Source organism: Pseudoalteromonas sp. PA2MD11 (assembly GCF_017808125.1).
In the GTDB taxonomy this organism is placed as follows: domain Bacteria; phylum Pseudomonadota; class Gammaproteobacteria; order Enterobacterales; family Alteromonadaceae; genus Pseudoalteromonas; species Pseudoalteromonas simplex.
In genome coordinates this window covers 590,388-610,094 of sequence record NZ_JADKNF010000001.1, presented here as the reverse complement: position 1 = coordinate 610,094, position 19,707 = coordinate 590,388, and the positions used below count along the sequence as shown (strand labels likewise).

18 protein-coding genes are annotated in these 19,707 nt (G+C 40.0%); 10 read left to right on the top strand and 8 right to left on the bottom strand.

Annotation, left to right across the window (positions count from 1 at the left end):
• The first annotated feature begins 150 nt into the window (after window positions 1–150).
• Window positions 151–1,464 carry a hypothetical protein gene (locus ISP07_RS02635; protein WP_209326695.1) on the top strand — a complete coding sequence of 438 codons (1,314 nt, stop codon included), beginning with the start codon at window positions 151–153 and terminating at the stop codon, window positions 1,462–1,464.
• Between the two features lie 140 nt (window positions 1,465–1,604).
• Here ISP07_RS02635 and ISP07_RS02630 read toward each other — a convergent pair whose 3' ends face one another.
• The gene (locus tag ISP07_RS02630; protein ID WP_054551919.1) at window positions 1,605–2,552 is read right to left on the bottom strand and encodes a GlxA family transcriptional regulator; all 948 of its coding nucleotides are present in this window, start codon (window positions 2,550–2,552) and stop codon (window positions 1,605–1,607) included.
• 119 nt (window positions 2,553–2,671) lie between these two features.
• On the opposite strand from ISP07_RS02630, the gene ISP07_RS02625 reads away from it, so the two are divergent.
• On the top strand, window positions 2,672–3,208 hold the full coding sequence (locus tag ISP07_RS02625) for a cysteine hydrolase family protein (RefSeq protein WP_062564994.1): 537 nt from the start codon (window positions 2,672–2,674) through the stop codon (window positions 3,206–3,208).
• Here ISP07_RS02625 and ISP07_RS02620 read toward each other — a convergent pair.
• Window positions 3,189–4,088, bottom strand: coding sequence for a LysR family transcriptional regulator (locus ISP07_RS02620; protein ID WP_138619649.1), 900 nt, complete (start codon window positions 4,086–4,088; stop codon window positions 3,189–3,191). The genes ISP07_RS02625 and ISP07_RS02620 overlap by 20 nt on opposite strands.
• A gap of 106 nt (window positions 4,089–4,194) precedes the next feature.
• Between ISP07_RS02620 and ISP07_RS02615 the strand changes: the two genes are divergently transcribed.
• The 3 genes from ISP07_RS02615 to ISP07_RS02605 all read left to right on the top strand — a co-directional run bounded on the left by ISP07_RS02615 (window position 4,195) and on the right by ISP07_RS02605 (window position 7,172).
• Complete coding sequence (locus ISP07_RS02615; RefSeq protein ID WP_209326694.1) at window positions 4,195–5,028, top strand: type 1 glutamine amidotransferase domain-containing protein; 834 nt, start codon at window positions 4,195–4,197, stop codon at window positions 5,026–5,028.
• Between the two features lie 43 nt (window positions 5,029–5,071).
• Window positions 5,072–6,226: an iron-containing alcohol dehydrogenase gene (locus tag ISP07_RS02610; RefSeq protein ID WP_209326693.1), complete on the top strand. Its 1,155-nt coding sequence runs from the start codon at window positions 5,072–5,074 to the stop codon at window positions 6,224–6,226.
• A gap of 118 nt (window positions 6,227–6,344) precedes the next feature.
• Window positions 6,345–7,172, top strand: a complete 828-nt coding sequence (locus tag ISP07_RS02605) for a hypothetical protein (RefSeq protein ID WP_209326692.1) — start codon at window positions 6,345–6,347, stop codon at window positions 7,170–7,172.
• A gap of 22 nt (window positions 7,173–7,194) precedes the next feature.
• On the opposite strand, the gene ISP07_RS02600 is transcribed toward ISP07_RS02605, so the two are convergent.
• The 4 genes from ISP07_RS02600 to zigA all read right to left on the bottom strand — a co-directional run bounded on the left by ISP07_RS02600 (window position 7,195) and on the right by zigA (window position 9,968).
• Window positions 7,195–7,668 carry a YqhA family protein gene (locus ISP07_RS02600; RefSeq protein WP_166339213.1) on the bottom strand — a complete coding sequence of 158 codons (474 nt, stop codon included), beginning with the start codon at window positions 7,666–7,668 and terminating at the stop codon, window positions 7,195–7,197.
• A gap of 206 nt (window positions 7,669–7,874) precedes the next feature.
• A complete protein-coding gene (locus ISP07_RS02595) occupies window positions 7,875–8,018 on the bottom strand; it encodes a hypothetical protein (protein ID WP_209326691.1) in 144 nt (47 codons plus the stop codon).
• Window positions 8,019–8,103: 85 nt separating this feature from the next.
• The gene (locus ISP07_RS02590; protein WP_209326690.1) at window positions 8,104–8,772 is read right to left on the bottom strand and encodes a DUF1826 domain-containing protein; all 669 of its coding nucleotides are present in this window, start codon (window positions 8,770–8,772) and stop codon (window positions 8,104–8,106) included.
• Window positions 8,772–9,968: a zinc metallochaperone GTPase ZigA gene (gene zigA / locus ISP07_RS02585; protein ID WP_209326689.1), complete on the bottom strand. Its 1,197-nt coding sequence runs from the start codon at window positions 9,966–9,968 to the stop codon at window positions 8,772–8,774. Before zigA ends, ISP07_RS02590 begins: the two co-directional genes overlap by 1 nt.
• Window positions 9,969–10,404: 436 nt before the next feature.
• Here zigA and ISP07_RS02580 point away from each other — a divergent pair, with 436 nt between their 5' ends.
• The 4 genes from ISP07_RS02580 to ISP07_RS02565 all read left to right on the top strand — a co-directional run bounded on the left by ISP07_RS02580 (window position 10,405) and on the right by ISP07_RS02565 (window position 15,735).
• A complete protein-coding gene (locus ISP07_RS02580) occupies window positions 10,405–12,471 on the top strand; it encodes a catalase (protein ID WP_209326688.1) in 2,067 nt (688 codons plus the stop codon).
• A gap of 60 nt (window positions 12,472–12,531) precedes the next feature.
• A complete protein-coding gene (locus ISP07_RS02575) occupies window positions 12,532–13,509 on the top strand; it encodes a DNA topoisomerase IB (protein WP_209326687.1) in 978 nt (325 codons plus the stop codon).
• Between the two features lie 136 nt (window positions 13,510–13,645).
• Window positions 13,646–14,644: a Kelch repeat-containing protein gene (locus tag ISP07_RS02570; protein ID WP_209326686.1), complete on the top strand. Its 999-nt coding sequence runs from the start codon at window positions 13,646–13,648 to the stop codon at window positions 14,642–14,644.
• Between the two features lie 89 nt (window positions 14,645–14,733).
• Window positions 14,734–15,735 (top strand): family 43 glycosylhydrolase, encoded by a 1,002-nt coding sequence (locus ISP07_RS02565; RefSeq protein ID WP_209326685.1) that lies wholly within the window; start codon window positions 14,734–14,736, stop codon window positions 15,733–15,735.
• A 67-nt stretch (window positions 15,736–15,802) separates the two neighbouring features.
• Here the strand turns inward: ISP07_RS02565 and ISP07_RS02560 are convergent, their stop codons facing one another.
• On the bottom strand, window positions 15,803–16,612 hold the full coding sequence (locus ISP07_RS02560; protein ID WP_209326684.1) for a DUF2306 domain-containing protein: 810 nt from the start codon (window positions 16,610–16,612) through the stop codon (window positions 15,803–15,805).
• Between the two features lie 227 nt (window positions 16,613–16,839).
• Here ISP07_RS02560 and ISP07_RS02555 point away from each other — a divergent pair, with 227 nt between their 5' ends.
• Window positions 16,840–17,976, top strand: a complete 1,137-nt coding sequence (locus ISP07_RS02555) for a helix-turn-helix domain-containing protein (protein ID WP_228290480.1) — start codon at window positions 16,840–16,842, stop codon at window positions 17,974–17,976.
• A gap of 3 nt (window positions 17,977–17,979) precedes the next feature.
• On the opposite strand, the gene ISP07_RS02550 is transcribed toward ISP07_RS02555, so the two are convergent.
• Window positions 17,980–19,707: a response regulator gene (locus ISP07_RS02550; protein ID WP_209326683.1), complete on the bottom strand. Its 1,728-nt coding sequence runs from the start codon at window positions 19,705–19,707 to the stop codon at window positions 17,980–17,982.

Here is a 19,707-nt window from a genome sequence, read left to right as displayed (position 1 = left end):
AAAATCGAGTCGAAAAACTAATTATACCTAAGCTTTGATTGCTGCAACAACTTAACGTTCATTTGCACTGAGTGAAAAATAAAACTTGCTACCGTATTACACAAATATGGATAATAAAGATTGAATATTTATATTTTAAAGGATTAATAAATGAAGCAATTTCTTAAGCTACCTCTACTCACTGCTATCGTACTTGCATTGACTGGATGTGGGGGGAGTTCATCAGACGAAAGCAGCTCTGGAAACCAAGGTTTAGGTGACGGAGGAGCTAGTGATTTACAAACAATATCTTTAAAAGCGCGCAATTATAGCTTTCGATGCTCTGATGTACCTTACCAAGCTGATATTGTCTTCCATGCTGAAAATGGTTCACCGATTGGTTTTGCTAAAACGAATGAAGAGGGAGTGTTCTCTGATACGGTTCCAAAAGGCACTAAACACATCTCAATCTTGGGGGAGACAGTAGAAGACGCTGAAAAATATACGTTTATTTCTTCTGAACTAGATATTGAAGGACGCTCAAACTTAGGTACCTTTAGTTTTTTTGACCCTAGCTTAAACTGTAGTTGTGAAGATTATCAACTTGACACTTCGCAATTAGGAAGTATTTCCTATGACTACACTTTAGGTTTGGATAATGGTACGACATTAGGTGATACTTATTCAGTGTGCCCTGAAGACAATAAACTTTATATTCAAGCTAAATCTAAATATGGCTACGATGCAAAAGCCGCGATTATTGAAATCCCTAAAAACTCAAACACGATAGAAATAAAAGAGTCTGATTTTATCCATCAAGGTGTTGAAGTTCTTGCTGATTATAACCCATATATCGACTATACCAGCACCCGAGGTTATTTTTTAGAAGAGCACCAATATCACCTTATTGATTTTTCATTTCTTAGCAACTCTGAATATCTTTATGTATTCCCATCAGCAACTGAACATAATTTTCATGTTCAAGTAAATTCTGAATCACAAAGTATAGAAAGTGGCACTATGAGAACCACTAGTTATGCTAGAAGTCGTGTGGATAATGACGGTAGCTTTGAACTAACTGCTTTGCCTGAAATTTCAAATGAAATTGGAGACAGCTTACTAAATTTCCTAAGTAGTTCTGATTTGAATTATGATTTTAGTAGTGCTGACAGTCGCTTTGCTCGTGTTTATTGGTCATTTAGCTTTTTAGTTGATGATGCAGCCGCAACGCGTTTTGATTGGCAAATTTCTGGAGGGATCCGAGGTGAAATACCTGACTTATCGTTTGGTAGTGTTTTCGCGGAACCTGTAGCTGACGTTACGGCAGAGAAGGTGAACATTTTACTTTATGGTTATGCTGGTAATAATACAGATAAACAAACTTATGAGCAGCTGTTAGAAACCATTGCTGAGGGGGGGCATCTCGCAAACCCTAAATTTAGTAACTATGTGTATTTATCAATAGATGCGGCAATTAATCGATAACTTCATAAGCCACCTTAGTTAAGGTGGCTTTTTAGAAATTGGCAACATTTAATACAAGGGCTTGCTGTTTTAATTGTACTTTAGAAAGCTTTTTCATTTAAAAACCAAAATCGAGTCGAAAAACTAATTATACCTAAGCTTCATGCTTGGCGGAATGCATTACGCCAGTCTCGCGGTGATAAACCAAACTGAGAACGAAAATGGTGACGTAAAGTAACAGATGAGCCAAAGCCGCATTGCTCGGCTAAATGTTCTAGTGGTAAATCAGTTGACTCAAGAAGTCGCTGCGCGTGGTTTAAACGTTGATTTAACAGCCACTGCCCAACGCTCTGTCCAGTAAGCGATTGAAAGTGGCGGGTAAAGGTGCGTCGGCTCATGTGCATTTGCTCTGCGAGTGTATCAATCGTATGGTTGCTAGCTAAGTTTTTTTGCATCTGTTCAAGCAAGCTTGCTAAACGCTCATCAGCAACATTTTGCGGGACGGGTAGGGCAATAAATTGTGTTTGCCCGCCAGTGCGATACGGCGCAGTTACCATCATTCTGGCAATAGCATTAGTTTGCTCGCTTCCTAAAAATTTGCGAACTAAATATAAGCAACAATCAATGGCTGCCGCTGTTCCTGCCGATGTATATAGCCGATTATGTTCAAGGTAAAGCACTTGATTGTTAAGCTTCACTTTTGCAAAGCGCGCTTTGAAGTCATCGCTGTATGCCCAGTGGGTAGTTGCTTCAATATTATCTAAAAGCCCAATGTGCGCTAACGCATAAGCGCCTAAACAAAGCCCTACAATTATAGCGCCACGGCTATGCGCGTTTAGCAAACTGGTTGCTAATTCTTTAGAGGGGGCTGTTTCAGGTGATGGCCAAGACGGAATAATTATAATATCTGCTTGATCAAACTTTGTTATTGAGTGATGCGCTTGAATATCAAACCCCGCGCTTGAGGGCATTACAGCTTTACTTTCGCTGCACACTGCTAAGTTAAATTCTTTGATACCAGCCGAGCGAGCGCCTTCACCAAACACCATGCATGGTACTGCAAGGTGAAATGGACTGATATTTGGAAATGCGAATACTGCAACATTCATGGTAAAGCCTTATCAAACACTTTGGCCCAATATTATCGATAAATGGTGTTTGGGTCACTGTTTGATACGTTAAAAATTCAGCAAACTAGGCGTCAATACAATGAAAAAGGGTTTATACAATGACAAACACAGCATTACTAATTATCGACTTACAGAATGATTACTTTGAGGATGGCGCGTTTCCTTTATGGCAGGCTAAACAAGTAAAAGATCAGCTCGTCGATGTGATAAAACAAGCCACAGAGCGCGGGGTTTTACCTATTCATATTCAGCATGTTGCTGATCCTTCTCAGGGTTTAGCGCCATTTTTTAATGAAGGTACAGAAGGTGTTGATATTCATCCTGATATTTTAAATGCAGAACCAAAAGCCCCTGTGGTTGTAAAACACTATGCAGACAGCTTTCATCAAACTAATTTAGAAGATGTTTTAAAGCAGCATGGTATTAAAAAACTTTTGATCGCAGGCATGATGACGCAAAACTGTGTGACTCATACAGCTATCTCAGAGCAAGCTAAAGAGTACGACGTAGAAGTTTTGACAGATGTGTGTACCACAGTATCTGAAATGCTACATTTAATCGCACTAAATGCGCTTGCCCCACGAGTAAAACTGCTAGACGCAAAACAAGCCTTGCTTAGTTTGCAAAGTAATTAATATTTGCAAAGGCCGAAATAACATCTTTGGCAAATGCAATACGGGGGTGCTTTAATGCCCCTTTGTTCCAAACTAAGTAAATTATGTTTTCTGGGCCTTCGGGCCCTAGTTGCACAAGCTCCCCGGCTTTTATCTGATCGCGACAAAGGTAATCGGGTAATACAGAATAACCAATACCTGAACGAATAATATTGCTAATAGCACGTATGTCTGGGCAAATAGCAATGACGTTTGAGTGGCATTTTGCGTTGAATACAGCTTCAAAGTATTGTCTGATCAAAGGCAGTTCTTCATCATAAGCAACGACATTGTAGCTTGAGAGTAAATCTGCGGTAATGGTGCTGTCTTTGATTTCTCTTCCATGTAGGCGGTTCATTACCAAAATGAGCTTTTCTTTGTCGAGCACAAGGCTATCGAATAGTGCTGGATCAGGCGCTGATGCGGCAATAGCAATATCTGCAGTACCTGATTGCAAGGCATCAAAAATTCTCACTTTATTACCAATATGCAGAACAAGATTTACATTGCCAGATTGCAGTAAGTTGGCAATTTGTGGCCCCGATACACTACTAATATATTCGGCAGGTCCTGCAATATTAACTGTGCCATGCGCGGCATCAGAACGTGCCCGTATCGACATGATTTTTTGCTCTAATATATCGATATGACCAGAAACCTGCAGCGCTAAATCATGTGCAGCGGCAGTGGGGGTAACACCGCGGGCTTTGCGCTCAAATAAAGATTTACCAACTACAGTTTCCATTGCTTGAATGTGTGAGGTCACTGAAGGCTGAGATAAGCCTAAATTAGCCGCAGCCTTCGTAATATTTTTACAACGATAAACTTCAACAAAGGTTTTTAATTGCGTGAGATAAGACATGTAACTGTACGAGCCATAAATATTCTGATTGCTCCCCTTAATTTATCCGAATTCTACTCGCCCCGCAAACCCACTATGATGGCTGCACTTTCTAAGAGGATGAGTTATGAAAAAGATATTACAGCGACTAACGCTTGTGGCTGCATCAACTATGTCGATGTTTGCAGTGGCGAGTGAAGGTGAAGTGTTGGTTATTTTATCAAGTGAAACAACCATGGACTTAGCTGACGGCCAGAGCATCGAAACAGGCTACTACCTAAATGAATTTGGTGTGCCAGCAAAAGCATTAGTTGATGCGGGTTATGAGCTTGTACTTGCAACACCTAAAGGTAATGCGCCTCAAGTAGATAAAAAATCAGTGAGCACCGATTACTTTGATGGTGATGAAGCTAAAATGCAGAGCATTCAGCGTTTTGTAGCATCACTTCCTGATATCAATGATACCGCGAGTTTGAGCGAAGTTTTAGCGGGTGACTTAAGCCAATATGAGGCTGTGTTTATCCCTGGAGGCCATGCACCTTTAATTGATTTAGCAAACAACCCGGAAGTGGGTGAAATTTTGCGTCATTTTAATAAGCAAGGTAAACCAACAGCGGCAATTTGCCATGGCCCAATTACGTTGTTGTCGGCACAAGTTCAGCCAAATTCTTATTATCAAGCAATAAAAGATGGCGAAAAGGCAGCGGCCAACAACTGGATTTATGATGGCTACAAAATGACTATTTTTTCAAACCCTGAAGAGCGTGTTTTTGAAAGCAGTTTAGAAGGTAAAAAGCTTAAGTTCTATCCTGCTATGGCAATGGAAAAAGCCGGTGGAAATATGGCATTCGCTAGTGAGTGGCAGCCAAACGTAGTTGTTGACCGCGAACTCATTACGGGGCAAAACCCGTTTTCAGATAAATTATTAGCAGAAAAACTTTTAGAAATGTTAGCTAAGTAAATTAGCTAATTAGCAATTTAAACCTAATTTAAGGGGCATTTAAATGTTGAACTTTATTTATAAAAATCAAACCGAAATTTTGTTTGGTAAAGGTCAAATGAGTGAGATCACGTCACGTTTACCAGAAAACGCTAAAGTACTATTACTTTTTGGTGGTGGCTCAATAAAGAAAAATGGCGTATACGACCAAGCAATGAGTGCATTAGCCGATGTTGACGTGATTGAGTTTGGTGGTGTTGAACCTAACCCAACTTACGAAACACTGATGCAAGCTGTGGCAACTGCTAAAGAGCATAATGTTAACTTTATTCTAGCTGTTGGCGGTGGTAGCGTTATTGATGGCGCTAAGTTTGTTGCAGCAGCTTATAACTTTGCAGGTGAGCCGTGGGATATCCTTGTTAAAGGTGCTGAGTTTAGTAACCCGCTTCCTATTGGTGCAGTTTTAACTTTACCTGCAACTGGCTCTGAGAGTAACGGTAACTCAGTGGTTACTAAAAAAGAGACGTCGCAAAAACGTGCTTTTTCATCATCGAGTGTGCAACCAGTTTTTGCAGTACTTGATCCTGAATATACTTTTTCGTTACCAGAGCGCCAAGTAAGTAATGGTGTTGTAGATGCGTTTGTACACGTTATTGAGCAGTACTTAACTTACCCAGTAAATGCGCCATTACAAGACCGCTTTGCAGAAGGTATTTTACAAACCTTGATCAGCGAAGGACCTAAAGCGCTGAGCGAGCCGCAAAACTATGATGTAAGAGCCAATGTTATGTGGTCGGCTACAATGGCACTTAATGGTTTGATTGGTCAGGGTGTACCGCAAGATTGGTCTACACATATGATTGGTCATGAATTAACAGCACTTTATAATCTTGATCACGCACAAACACTAGCGATTGTTTTACCTGCGCTAATGCATGTTCAAAAAGAGCAGAAGTCTATTAAAATTCAGCAGCTTGGTGAGCGAGTGTTTGGTTTTAATTATAGCGATGAAGCTGAACAAATCGATAAAACGATTAAAGCAGTGCAAGACTTCTTCGAAGCAATGGCTGTGAAAACACGCCTTGCTGATTATGACCTTGATGAACAAGCAATCGACGCGGTTGTTAATAACTTAGAAAAGAATGAGTTAACTACGCTAGGTGAACACGGTGATATTGATTTAGCGAAAGTTAAGCAAATATTAGCGCTTGCACTTTAGGGCTTAAATTTAAAGGCGTAACATAAGCTGTTACGCCTTTTTAAAAAATTGAAGACGTTTAATTCTATTGCATAAGCTAGTAAAATCTAGGCAATAAATTATCGATAAAAATCACACCATGAAACTTACCCATTTATTTTCAAGCGCTTGTTTAGCTTTATCTTGCTTTGTCTATGCAGAACCTGCAAAGTTTTATGCTAATGAAGCATTGCAAAAACAAACGCCAACAGCATACGCGCTCAGTGAATCTAATATTCCTTGGTTAGAGCAAGCACATAAGCAAAGACAACTTGATGCAGAAAAACTGGTCAACGCCTTAAAGCAAAATAAAGCGCTTTATAAAAAGTTAATGAACTGGGAAGCGCTATCGTTTGAGCAGCGAATGGCTTTACTACCAGAGGTGTTTGCAATTGAAATTAAAAGCTTTGCTATTACAGCACCAACCTTGGTGATAAATAACACCTTGTATCCGCAAAGAGCAGTTAATTTTGTGTTTGATGTACGTTACCCAGGTGCAGGATTAGTTTATTTAAACCCAGATAAGCTCAAAGAGATGGAAGTTTATGCGCCATTAGCGTTTTTATTACACGAAACCCGCCATGCATACCAATTTCAGCTAGCCTTTAAAGAGCAAAACTTATTAGCAAAAGGTTACTTAAGTGCATTTAAAACGCAGAGTAACTTATCGAGCGCATCATTTAGTGATTTTTTAACACTACTTAATGAGTACGAGGCGTTTCAATTTGGTAATCAGGTACTTGAACTGCTCACTGATGGTAAGTTTGAATCAGCAATGATGGGCACGTTTGCTAGCCAATTTAATGAACATAACCACTTAAAAATTGATTTGCTCGAACTGGCTAAAGATACCCAAAAGGGCAGTTTACTTGAGCGGTTTAATGCCGCGATGAAAGAGCAATATAAGCTACGTTACCCTGAAAAATAAACATAACGTATGTGAGTGTTCACTATTTCATTGAGCGCCATGCAAAGGTCGAGGCGGCAACCACAATCGCAATAGAAATACCAAGGTAGAGGGTTTCTATTGTGCCGCCAAACTCAACGGCGTGTTCTAAAAACAGAATCACCAAAATCACAGATGTTACCTGCACTAAAGTAATTTTTAAGTCATGAAAATCTTCGATATGAAAGGCGGCCAAAAACTGGCTGCTTTTTGTTGTTGAGGGCGATATAAATAGCCGGTACAGACTGATGGTAATGACTTGAAGAGTAATACCGATGAGTAATAGGTCGAGAATTTTTAAAAGCTCGACAATTAACTCTTTCCCTCCTTTTGCTGAGTCAGGTAGCGCGGTGATGGTGACTTTAACAACATTGAAAACGATATTCACACAGGCAATGTAAACGAGTAACGATGAAATGGCCGTGGTGAGAATCGCGATAATAACTAAAAACCGGCTATTTTGAAAAAGGCGCTCCATATCAACTCACACAAATTAATTTCTTTAATATACGTAGTTTAGCTCGTTTTTGATTAATTACTGAACTTATTATATGCCAAGTTAAACCTAACTTATTAGTTCTTTGAGTATTTACTCGTAAGGTCGGGTTGTGTATAAGTTTAAGGAACGACGAAAGTTGTTCTTATTAAGCTTTATTTTAAAAGGGATGTTTATGGGTTCTATGGCTAAGCACTCACTGGAACTGGATTTAAATGATAAAAAATGGTTTCGAAAGGCACTTTTGCTGGTGGTGCAGGGAATGTCTTAATTTTGTTACTAAGGATGTTTGCTCTATCAGCAATTGCAAGTGCGCTTAGTATGCTTTTCATTAATTTAAAGCCATGAGCAGTTGTTGTGTGTTCTTGAATGAAATAGCGCCTATTAAAATCAATAGACGCAACAGGTACGCTCGTATTAAGCAATAAAGTCAAGGGTTACAAGTAGTCGTTTTTCGCCAGCAGCGAGTGCTGGTGAGCGGTGCACAAGGCCTTTGCCTTCGTTATCTTGCCAAGTTTCGCCTTTTAATAAGGCTACATCACCCACATTTAGAGAGTGAATTTTAGCATTTGCTGTCATTAATCCTGATTCTTCATCGCTTAATCCTTGATGACCAGCGCCAAGTTTGGTGCGATCAAGTCCTGCATTTTGCAACCACTGCGAACCACTACCATAATATGTGCTGACTAACCGGCAAGGGACTTTATCAACATGAAAACGTGGGCACATGGCACGTTCAAGAACTCTTAAACGTAATCCGGCGCGCTTTAACTCAAATAAATAACAAAACATATCAACAAGCTGAGCGAGGTCGGCTTTAAGCTCTTTTGCTTGAGGTAGTTTTTCAAGGGCTTTATCAATGTCAGCCACAATGCTGTTTTGATTGATTACTGCGTTAATGCTGAGTTCTGGGTTGGCTGTAATACTCTCAGCTACTTCTGATTGCAGCTGTTCAGCTAAGTTACGCTGCCAAATTGCAATGTTATGCTCAGGTTTATAAATTTGTGAAAACACCACAGGGCTTAGTGCTGTTGCTGCCGCTGATGGTAGGTTATCAGTGTCATGTTCTAATGCGTAGGCTGTCATTATGCTTCCTCCCAAACAGGAAATGGATCGGGCAGGGTTTGCCAAAGCGCTTTGCCTGCTAATAATTCATCGTCGCTAAGTAAGCAGTTATCGAGAGCTTGAATGATCGCTGCTTGATTGAGGTTTTGGCCAATAAAAACCAGCTCTTGGCGCATATCACCAAAGGGTTCTTGCCATACTTGGTTAATTGAATCTAAGTAGTCGCTATCTGTTGGCCACTGATCTTTCGGTAAGGCTTTCCAAAATATCCCGCCAAAACCATAGCGGGCTATGCCGCCAGCTTGATTCCATTGGCAAGCAAATTGTGGTCGAGAGGCTAACCAAAAGTAGCCCTTGGAACGAAGTAATTTGCCTTCGCGCTGATTGTTATGAATAAAGTTATAAAATTTTTCAGGGTGAAAAGGGCGGCGAGCCTCGTAAGTAAAGCTGCTAATACCGTATTCTTCTGTTTCTGGGGTATGCTCGCCGCGTAGCTCTTTTAGCCAGCCAGGTGCTTGCTGAGCTTTTTCAAAGTTAAACAGGCCCGTGCCGAGAATTTTATTGATATCAACTTGGCCATTTTCAATGGCAATCAGTTTTGCTGAGGTATTTAATGAGCTTAAAATGGCTTTTAAACTCTCAAGCTCATCGGCGCTAATTAAGTCTGTTTTACTAATTAAAATGACATCAGCAAACTCAACTTGATCAATGAGTAAGTCGGCCACGCTTCGCTCATCTTCTTCGCCTAAATGCTCGTTGGTTTCTTGTAAAAATTTGGCTTCGTTAAAGTCGTTTAAAAAGTTAACGGCATCAACGACCGTGACCATGGTATCAAGCCTTGCAACATCAGAAAGTGACACGCCATCTTCATCGGCAAAGGTAAATGTTTCGGCAACAGGAAGGGGCTCAGAAATACCCGTTGACTCAATAACCAAATAATCAAATTGGCCCGTTTGCGCTAAAGCGCGTACTTCAATGAGTAAGTCCTCACGCAGTGTGCAGCAGATACAACCATTGCTCATTTCTACTAGTTTTTCTTCGCCGCGGCTAAGCGAAACATCGTTTTTAACTGTTGCTGCATCGATGTTTATTTCGCTCATATCATTGACGATTACAGCCACTTTTTTGTCTTCACGGTTATTTAAAATATGGCTGAGCACAGTGGTTTTACCTGCACCTAAAAAGCCAGAGAGCACGGTGACGGGAAGTTTGCTCATGATAGTGACCCTTAATTAGATTAAACAAATACGATAAATGTTTTGTTATAATATATCAACAGAGAGGCGGTTAGGAATAGTTGTTATGTGTTAATGCAAGATAAAGGTTCACGGTAGTGAAGTGTAATACGCTATCGCATTGATTTTTATAAGTGAAAGCTGAGCTTTTGCTGTGTGCTTACCTAAAAAGACGAAGTTAATAAATGCCGAATGTTGAGTGTATTTTATGGTGGGGAGGATAAATCTAAAGTAGGAGGTTTAGAGTGTTTTAGTTAGAAAAAATTACACAAATTGTGTAATAAGTTTAATTACAGGTTATTTAATTTAATTTTAACTTATTGATATTGTTTGTTTTAATTTTGGCTTTTTACTTGCTTACTAGTTTTCCTAAATTTACGTAATAACAATTTAACGAGTTTAAAATAAAGGGAAACTTATGCCGGAGTCATTTAAATATTCAGGTCAAAAGGGGCATGGTGGTGAGCTACATCAACATGCAAATAATCAGTATTCAACAATGACTACAGCACAAGGTTGTCCTGTTAGTGATAATCAAAACTCCTTGTCAGCAGGGAAGCGTGGTCCAACATTAATGGAGGACCATATTTTTCGTGAAAAAATGTTTCATTTCGATCATGAGCGTATTCCTGAGAGGGTTGTGCATGCTAGAGGTTATGGGGCACACGGTTACTTTGAAACTTACGAAACACTTGAAGAGCTGACATGCGCGGATATATTTCAACGAAAAGGCGAGAAAACACCTGTATTCACTCGGTTTTCAACGGTAGCTGGTAGTAAGGGCTCACCTGATTTAGCAAGGGATGTGCGCGGATTTGCTGTTAAATTTTATACAAAAGAGGGAAACTGGGATTTAGTTGGGAATAACATTCCTGTGTTTTTTATCCAAGATGCGATGAAATTCCCAGACTTGATCCATAGCGCTAAAGCTGAGCCAGATCGTGGTTTTCCGCAAGCTCAAACGGCTCATGATAATTTTTGGGACTTTATTAGCTTATCGCCTGAATCAATGCACATGGTCATGTGGGCGATGTCTGATAGAGCTATTCCACGTTCATTACGCTTTATTGAAGGATTTGGCGTTCACACATTTAAGTTTATCAATAAAAATGGTGAGCAAAAGTACGTTAAATTCCATTGGAAACCTAAATCAGGTCTGCAATCAGTGGTTTGGAATGAAGCTGTTAAAATTAATGGAGCAGATCCTGACTTTCATCGTCGCGATATGTGGGAATCAATTCAAAATGGCGATTACCCTGAGTGGGAACTTGGCGTACAGGTATTTGACCAAGCTTTTGCCGATGACTTTGAGTTTGATGTATTTGATCCCACAAAGCTTATCCCTGAAGAGCAAGTACCCGTTAAGATCATTGGTCGAATGGTTTTAGATAGAGTGGTTGATAATTTTTTTGCAGAAACAGAGCAGGTTGCTTTTTGCACACAAAACATAGTTCCCGGAATCGATTTTACACCAGATCCACTATTACAAGGGCGTAACTTCTCATATTTAGATACGCAAACAAAGCGATTAGGAGGGCCAAATTTCACTCATATCCCTATTAATGCACCTAAATGTCCAATGCACCACTTTCACCAAGATGGTCACATGGCAATGCATAACCCCAAAGGAAGAGTAAATTATGAGCCAAACTCTTGGCAAAGTGATGAAAACAATCCAAGAGAATGTCCTGTTCTTGGCTTTAAAAGCTCTGATGATGAAGCGCAAGGTAGCAAGCTAAGGTATCGATCAGAAACCTTCAGTGATCATTACAGCCAAGCTAGGCAGTTTTATCTAAGTCAAACTAAGATAGAGCAATCACATATCCAGGACGCATTGATTTTTGAACTGTCAAAAGTGGAACATTTAGCTATTAGGGAGCGTGTGGTGTCTCATTTACTAAATATTGATAGCGAATTAGCTAAGTTAGTGGCCTCTGGTTTGGGTTTGCAAACAATGCCTGAACCTGCTGAGGCTGCACTAAAAACTCGCCAAGATTTACCTGTATCTGATGCACTGAGTATTCAAAAAAGTGCTTTGGCTACTTTTGAGGGAAGGAAGCTCGGTATTCTCGTTAGTGATGGCTTTGACGATCAGCTATTTAATTCATTAGTTAGCGAACTAAACGAGCAAGGTGCGAACTTTGAAGTCATTGCAGCCCAAATCGGTGGAGCGAAAAGCTCTACTGGTGTTCACCTTGGAGCAGAGCAAGTTATTAACGGCGGCCCTTCTGTTTTATATGATGCAGTTGTTTTACTGACATCAGAGGAAGGTGCTAAAGAGTTAATTAAAATTCCAGAGGCGAGAGATTTCGTTTCTGATGCGTACTCACACAAAAAATTTATTGGTTTTACTGAAAGCTCAATGGAGTTGTTAAAAGCTGTTGGCTTAAATGAAGACCAAGACGACGGCATCATTAACCTAGAAACGTGCAAGGCATGTGACTTTCTTCAGACACTAACACAACTTCGTTATTGGCAACGATAACTCATCTTTCAAGGCGAGGGCTACTCGCCTTGAGTAATAATTATATAGTGAGAAGGTGCAGTGAAATTAATTTATGTTGATGATAATTTGCCCGGTATTACTCGAAAAAGTCACTCTAAATGTTGGCTTTACTACGACCCAACAGGTAAGCGGATTAATGATAAAAGTGAAATCGCCCGTTTAGATGCACTAGCATTCCCTCCTGCATACAAAGATGTTTGGTTTTGTCCTGAAGAAAATGGCCATATTTTAGCAACTGGTTACGATACAAAAGGGAGAAAACAATACCTTTATCACCCAGATTTTAGAGAGCAGCAGGAGCTAAAAAAGTTCGAAGTGTGTGAGCTTTTCGGAAATAAATTACCCTTACTAAGAGCAAAGTTAGATGAATACTTAGAAGGTAATACACTTGATTATCAAAGGACAATAGCTGCAGTTGTTAGATTGATGGATTTAGGCTCTTTAAGGATAGGATCTAAACGTAACGCGAAAGAAAATAATAGTTTTGGAGCGACAACCTTACGTCGCCGCCATGCGAAGATAACAGGGAAAAATATTCGCTTAGAATATAAAGCTAAATCTGGCAAAGTGAGAGAGGTTAACCTTACAGATCGCGTTTTGAGCTCTATTATTAAAGAGTTGCAAGATTTACCCGGACAAAACCTGTTTCAATACAAAGAGGATGGTGAATGTATTCCCGTGACTTCACGTGAAGTTAATCAATTTATCCAGAATGTAATGGGAGAGGAGTTTAGCGCAAAACACTTTAGAACCTGGCGTGCAAGTGTTTTAGCATTCGAAGCTTTTTATAATGCAAAGAAAAAGCTCCCATTGTGCGACATGCTAGAAACGGTATCGAGCCATTTGGGTAATACGCCAACGATAGCCCGTAATTCTTATATTCACCCGGCGCTTATTGATTTATGTAAAAAAGATGAAAACGACCAGGTTGGGCTGAGAAAGCAATTAAAACTGCCCCGTAAAACGAAGTATTTGAATAGATACGAGCGAGGACTTCTACTCTTTCTCGGCCAGTAGATATGTCTATTGCTGGTAGTCAAGCAATGCTATTTCCTGATAGCAACATTACAGAATAAGTAAGACTATTTGACAGTGTACTAACCGGTACAACTGGCTTAACCTTTAGATAAATGACTGCTTATTAAGGACTTATATGCGCTTAGCCAAACTGTTGTTAGCATTTTCTATTACTTGTTTACCTTATACGTTATCGGCAAATGAGTCGTTAGCACCAAAGCTCCCTGAGGCTATACAAGAAATCTACCCTACAGTCATGAATCAACAGATTTGGGTTGCGGGTGGTATCTCTACTGAGCTGCCGGCATCTGCGGGTAAGATGACCGCAAAAGTTCATTTTTGGTCACCCGAGTATGCAAGTTGGCAATCAGCCCCGAGTTTGCCTGAAGGGCGTCATCACACGTATTTAATCGCAGTAGAAAACAGACTATTTGCTTTTGGAGGTTTTGTTAATAGCCAAGGCCAATGGACCAATAGCCGTGATGTGCTAATGCTAGATAAAGGTGCTAAAGCATGGCAAAAGGTGGCGAGTTTGCCTTTTGCATTAAGCGAAACGGTGGGCGCCGTGCTTAATGGTAAAGTGCATTTAGCTGGCGGTCGCAGCCCAAGCAGTGAGAAAAATGGACAATGGCAACATAGTTTAGATGTGAGTGAGCATTTAGTCTTTGATCCTAATAGCTTCACATTTACAGAAGCGGCTCCTCTACCTTCGGCTAGAAACAGTGCGGCGAGTGCACAAGTAAATGGTCGTTGGTTTGTACTAGGTGGCAGAACCGTTGGCGGTGAGCCTATCACTGACATGCTCGAATACTTACCCAATAAAGATACCTGGCAAGCACATACAGCACTCCCTAAAGCACGAGCAGGGCATGCGGCAGCGGTTATTAATAATGCTATCACTGTGTTTGGCGGTGAACATCACAAAGGAGTTGACCGTGAGGTTTTTAGCTATGATTTGTCTAAGCAGCAATGGCGCAAATCTTTCGAGTGGCAAACGCCACGCCACGGTTTAGGAGCTGTTACGTTAAACGGCCAAATTTGGCTAGTGGGTGGCGCCACAAAGGTAGGACTTTCTGAAACGAGCCGTGAAGTGAATAATGCAAATGTGCTTTTTGAAGGTATGAAAGGTTTATGATTACTGTCTGTTAAAAATAATGTTATATTTGTATTCTTACCAAAAAGTAATAAAATAATACAAATTAAATTTAACGATCAGGTTTCAAGATGACATTACAAACAAATAGTCCGTTAGTAGAGCAGCGTGCCGATCCATTTGTGCATAAGCACAGCGATGGTTTTTATTATTTTACCGGTTCTGTACCAACTTATGATCGCATTGAACTTCGTAGGGCTGCGACATTAGAGGGCCTAAAAGACGCTGAAACCTTTGATATTTGGTTCAAACATGACAGCGGCCCGATGAGTCGTCATATCTGGGCACCTGAAATTCATTACCTCGATGGCAAATGGTATATCTATTTTGCAGCGAGTGAAGAAAGTGATATTTGGGCATTACGCCCGTATGTGCTTGAGTGTAAAGGTCAAGATCCGTTAAATGATGAATGGGTTGAGCTTGGCATGATGCAAGCGGCTGAGGGCGATGAAAAGTCATTCACTGATTTTTCTCTAGATGCCACTATTTTTGAAAATAACGGTAAGCGTTACTTTTGTTGGGCAGAGAAAACTGGCGGCCAATTTGCGGCATCCAACTTGTATTTAGCACAGATGGAATCACCTATTAAGCTAAAAACAGCGCAGTTTATGCTGACGACACCAGATTACGATTGGGAACGTGTCGACTTTTGGGTAAACGAAGGCCCGGCAGTGCTTAAAAATAACGGTAAAATCTTCATTGCTTTCTCTGCAAGCGCAACAGGTGCATGTTACTGCATGGGTTATATGGAAGCCGATGAAAACAGCGATTTACTTGATCGTAACTCGTGGACTAAAACACGTATGCCTGTGCTTGAAACAAGTGTTGAAAAGAACATTTTTGGACCAGGTCATAACTGTTTTACAGTGGCTGAAGATGATGAAACGCCACTGTGTGTTTACCATGCCCGTGACTATGAGCACGCAGTAGGTGAGCCAAGTGTGGTGCCAAAAACAGATACGCGTCCACTTGAAGAGATTGTAAAAGATCCGCTTTACGATCCAAACCGCCATGCTCGTGTTATGGAAGTAAAATACGACGGAAATGGTCGTCCGCTATTTGAACTGTATTAATTTTATAGTGACGTAAAATTAGATCATAAAGCCACCAACTTAGGTGGCTTTATTGTATGAGACGTAGTTAGTCAACAATCGCAGGGTACCAGTTTGCCAAAGTCACCCCAACTAAGCCGATTAAGAACACGATTGATATTAGCGTCATCAAACAGGCAGTGCTGATAGTGATAAACGTAATATTTGTGCGAGCTGCATAGCGGACAAGTTCGGCTATTAAAAGTGGTACTAAGTAAGAGCAAAGGCTAACGGCAAGCACGGCAGGCCCTGTAAATGTAGCGGTATCGACGCCTAAGGTGCCAAATACTAAAAACCATGCAAATATCAGCAATCTAAAAAACAACACACCATTAGCCGCAAGATATAACCGTATAGCCCACTTTTGATGGGCATTGAAGTTACGCGCCCGCGCAGTTTTCACTGCAAATATACTTGATATGATAACCACTAAGCCGCCAAACATTGTCAGCGCATGCATTAAGGTATTACCAACGGTGCCCCTTACTATCATTAAATACATGCCAGCAAATGAAATACAGCAAGCTAAAACAACAAATACACGGCCATTGTAGCGATGAAATGCTCTGTATTTTGCTCTCAATTTTTCAATCAGCTGTAAGCTTCCGCCAAGGATCATCACTACCGCAAATAATACATGCACTGCATACATCAAATTCCCTGTGGCATCATTAGCAACATAGGCGGTGTTATTAAGTCGGTTCCAACCAGAAAGACCTGTAGTTAACCCTGTCATTCCATAACCAAGAATGAGGTAAATCACAAAGCAAGTTTGCGCCATTAGCAGGCTAATAAACCAAAGTTTTTTACTGTATTCGAGCGCTTTAAAAGGTGTGAGTTTGCTATTTTTGTTAAACATCATCAATTCCATTACATTTTTCTAATGCCGCTAATATAAAGGGCTGGAGCAAGATTTCTTCTCAAATTCGAAATTTGAGCAATGAAATATTGTGTTTATTTATGAGAACTCACACAGGGTTTGACACATTCACTAACAAACTCTTTTTGCTATGTTGATTTTGAAAAAGTAAACTTACCTGATTCGTAAATAATTCATCAACCACCCAATGTAAGGTATGTCGGGTTATGCAAAATACTTCCCCTTATTACGTGCTCGTTTTTGTTTGTATGGGGCTAATGCTGCTAAATGGCATGAAAAAAGAGAAGCAGCTTATTCATTATCTGTTTGCTGTATTTTGTGGTTCGCTTTGCATGGTTGGTGTGCAAAAAATCAGTGCGCCAAGTATTGGTGTTTATAGTTATTTGATCGGCTTATTTACCTGCGCAACTTGTAATATGTCTTGGCTTATTTCACGCACTTTATTTCGTAAACACACGCCTATTTCTAAGGTACATATTGCTGTAGCAGGCACTATTGCAGGTTTAATTATGTTCAACCAAACTTGGCATTACTTGGTGAGTGTTGATGTGCAAGTTTTCCCTGATAACCAATTCATGTGGCGTTTAAAGCAGGGTATGGGCGAAATAACGGTGTTGCTATCGTCTAGTATTTTGGTGCTCTCTTTTTGGGAAGCATTACGGGGTTATAAAGAGAAAACACAAACACAAAAGTTGCAGGCAAATATTTTTGCTAGTTGCTACTTTTTAGCGGTATTTAATGCCAGCATTCTGCCTAAGTTTTTATTCAGTGAAAGCGAATTTCAACAATTTGAACCGCTTATAATTACCTCATCTGCATTGTTAATTGTACTTGCCATGCAGTTAGTGATGTTTTTGCAAAAACGTGCCCACAGCTGCGTGCCTGAATCTGCTGATATTGAAGTGTTGAACCCTGAAAAGGTAGTGAAAGCTACCAATCAGGCTGAACAATCTGAAAATAATGAGGTAGAGGCTGAGCTTATTACTGGCATAGAAGCACTTATCAATAAGCAGGTTTATTTGCAAACTAATTTGAAAATTTCTGATTTTGCCCAAGCATTAGCAGTACCTGAGTATAAGATCAGCCGGGCTATTCGTTATCATTTTAAAGCCGCAAATTTTAATTTATTTATTAATCAGTACCGAATACAGCATGCGCAAGGGCTGTTACTAAAAGACGAAGCAACTCATTGGAGTATACTCAGTATTGCAATGGAAAGTGGTTTTTCTTCGCTTGCTACCTTCAACCGTGTGTTTAAAAGTATCGTTGGGGTTAACCCTAACGAGTTTCGTAAGCAAAACAACTCATTAGTAGAGCAAAAAATCATAGAGCTTACTGACTAGAAGTTACAGCTGCTTTTGCGTTAAATGCTCTGCAATGACCTCAAACATGGTTTGTACTTCTATTGGCTTGGCGATGTAGCCTTGCATGCCAGATTCTTTTGCTTTAGTTAGGTCGGCTTCCATGGTGTTGGCGGTCATGGCGATGATTGGAATGTGGGCAAATTTTGATTGCTGTTTAATTTTATTCGCGGCGGTATAACCATCCATTCTCGGCATTTGACAGTCCATTAAAATGCAATCGAAAGTGTTTTTCTCAACAGCTTCAATCGCTGCAATGCCGTCTTCAGCGATATCAACAATAAAGCCATTTGAACGCAATATTTGCGATGCGACTTGTTGGTTTAGCGGGTTATCTTCAACGAGAAGTATTTTTGAGCCCGCGAGCGTTTTAAAGCATGTATTATCGACTCTGGTCTCTTTTTTCGTAGCGATACCCATCACATGTCCGAGGGTTTTTAGTAAGTTTCCTTTAATAATTGGCTTTAATAATATTTCTTCAACGGTTTTATCAAGTGTACTTAGCGTGTCTTTAACTTGTTGGTTTTCAAAAGATGCGAGAATAATGGTTTTTTTAATATCGATAGAAAGCTGCTTTTTGAGGTTCTCTAAAATATTATTTTGCTCACAGTTTAGTACGTGCCAATCTAAAAAAATGAAGTCGTAATTATGGCTAATATCGACCTCATATAGCTTTTCATCTAGGCAATTAATCGTCTGCACATTGATGTCTAATACTTTGAGCATGTCATGTAAAATAGTTTCAGGTCTGTCGCTTTGCTCAATAATAAGAGCACGTTTATGTTTAAAAATATCTGTGTCGTGGCAGCTTTGCATACCCGATAGCGCAAATGACACATCAAAACTAAAGCAACTCCCTTTGTTTAATTGGCTTTTTACCTCAATGTGACCACCCATAAGCTCGATGATCTTTTTACTGATAACTAGACCTAGACCTGTACCGCCAAACTTACGTGTTGTTGAAACATCGGCTTGTGAAAAAGGCTTAAACACACTATTTACTTGCTCTTGAGACATACCAATGCCTTGGTCAATGACCTGAAATTTAATACAAATAGAGGTATCGGTTTGTGACTCTTTTGTCATTTTTAGCGTGACATTTTGCTGGTTTGAAAACTTAATGGCATTGCTCAGTAAATTTAACAATACTTGATTGAGCCTAAGTGCATCACCGATTAAAAATTCAGGAATATCATCGTCAATTTCAAAAATGACTTCGATGTTATTTTTCTCAATTAAGCTGCTGGCTAAATTAGCTAGGTTAGCGAGAAAGTCGTTCAAGTTAAAATCACTGTTTTCAAGTTCGAGCTTATTTGCTTCTATTTTAGAAAAATCGAGAATGTCATTGATAATACCAAGCAGTGATTTGGCCGAGAGTTGGATTTTTTCAATGTAATCATATTGTTTGTCGGTTAATTCTGTATCAAGGGCGAGGTGGGCCATGCCTAGAATTGCATTCATTGGCGTGCGGATTTCGTGACTCATATTCGCTAAAAACATCGATTTAGCTTGGTTGGCGGCATCGGCTAACTCTTTGGCTTTATTTAAATCCTGGGTGCGAATGATGACTTCTTGTTCTAGATTTTCGGCTGCATGTTTTAGCGTCATATTGGCTTCATATAACTCTAAGGATTTTTGTTCTAAAAGCGCTTCGGCTTCTTTTCGGGCCTGGCGCTCTCGTTCTATTCTACGTTTGTAGAGTTCTTCATCCAC

Bases quoted from the DNA above. Each gene is read 5' to 3' on its own strand.
- ISP07_RS02635 (WP_209326695.1), top strand. From the start codon at position 151: ATGAAGCAATTTCTTAAGCTACCTCTACTCACTGCTATCGTACTTGCA.
- ISP07_RS02630 (WP_054551919.1), bottom strand. From the start codon at position 2,552: ATGAATGTTGCAGTATTCGCATTTCCAAATATCAGTCCATTTCACCTT.
- ISP07_RS02625 (WP_062564994.1), top strand. From the start codon at position 2,672: ATGACAAACACAGCATTACTAATTATCGACTTACAGAATGATTACTTT.
- ISP07_RS02620 (WP_138619649.1), bottom strand. From the start codon at position 4,088: ATGTCTTATCTCACGCAATTAAAAACCTTTGTTGAAGTTTATCGTTGT.
- ISP07_RS02615 (WP_209326694.1), top strand. From the start codon at position 4,195: ATGAAAAAGATATTACAGCGACTAACGCTTGTGGCTGCATCAACTATG.
- ISP07_RS02610 (WP_209326693.1), top strand. From the start codon at position 5,072: ATGTTGAACTTTATTTATAAAAATCAAACCGAAATTTTGTTTGGTAAA.
- ISP07_RS02605 (WP_209326692.1), top strand. From the start codon at position 6,345: ATGAAACTTACCCATTTATTTTCAAGCGCTTGTTTAGCTTTATCTTGC.
- ISP07_RS02600 (WP_166339213.1), bottom strand. From the start codon at position 7,668: ATGGAGCGCCTTTTTCAAAATAGCCGGTTTTTAGTTATTATCGCGATT.
- ISP07_RS02595 (WP_209326691.1), bottom strand. From the start codon at position 8,018: ATGAAAAGCATACTAAGCGCACTTGCAATTGCTGATAGAGCAAACATC.
- ISP07_RS02590 (WP_209326690.1), bottom strand. From the start codon at position 8,772: ATGACAGCCTACGCATTAGAACATGACACTGATAACCTACCATCAGCG.
- zigA (WP_209326689.1), bottom strand. From the start codon at position 9,968: ATGAGCAAACTTCCCGTCACCGTGCTCTCTGGCTTTTTAGGTGCAGGT.
- ISP07_RS02580 (WP_209326688.1), top strand. From the start codon at position 10,405: ATGCCGGAGTCATTTAAATATTCAGGTCAAAAGGGGCATGGTGGTGAG.
- ISP07_RS02570 (WP_209326686.1), top strand. From the start codon at position 13,646: ATGCGCTTAGCCAAACTGTTGTTAGCATTTTCTATTACTTGTTTACCT.
- ISP07_RS02565 (WP_209326685.1), top strand. From the start codon at position 14,734: ATGACATTACAAACAAATAGTCCGTTAGTAGAGCAGCGTGCCGATCCA.
- ISP07_RS02560 (WP_209326684.1), bottom strand. From the start codon at position 16,612: ATGTTTAACAAAAATAGCAAACTCACACCTTTTAAAGCGCTCGAATAC.
- ISP07_RS02555 (WP_228290480.1), top strand. From the start codon at position 16,840: ATGCAAAATACTTCCCCTTATTACGTGCTCGTTTTTGTTTGTATGGGG.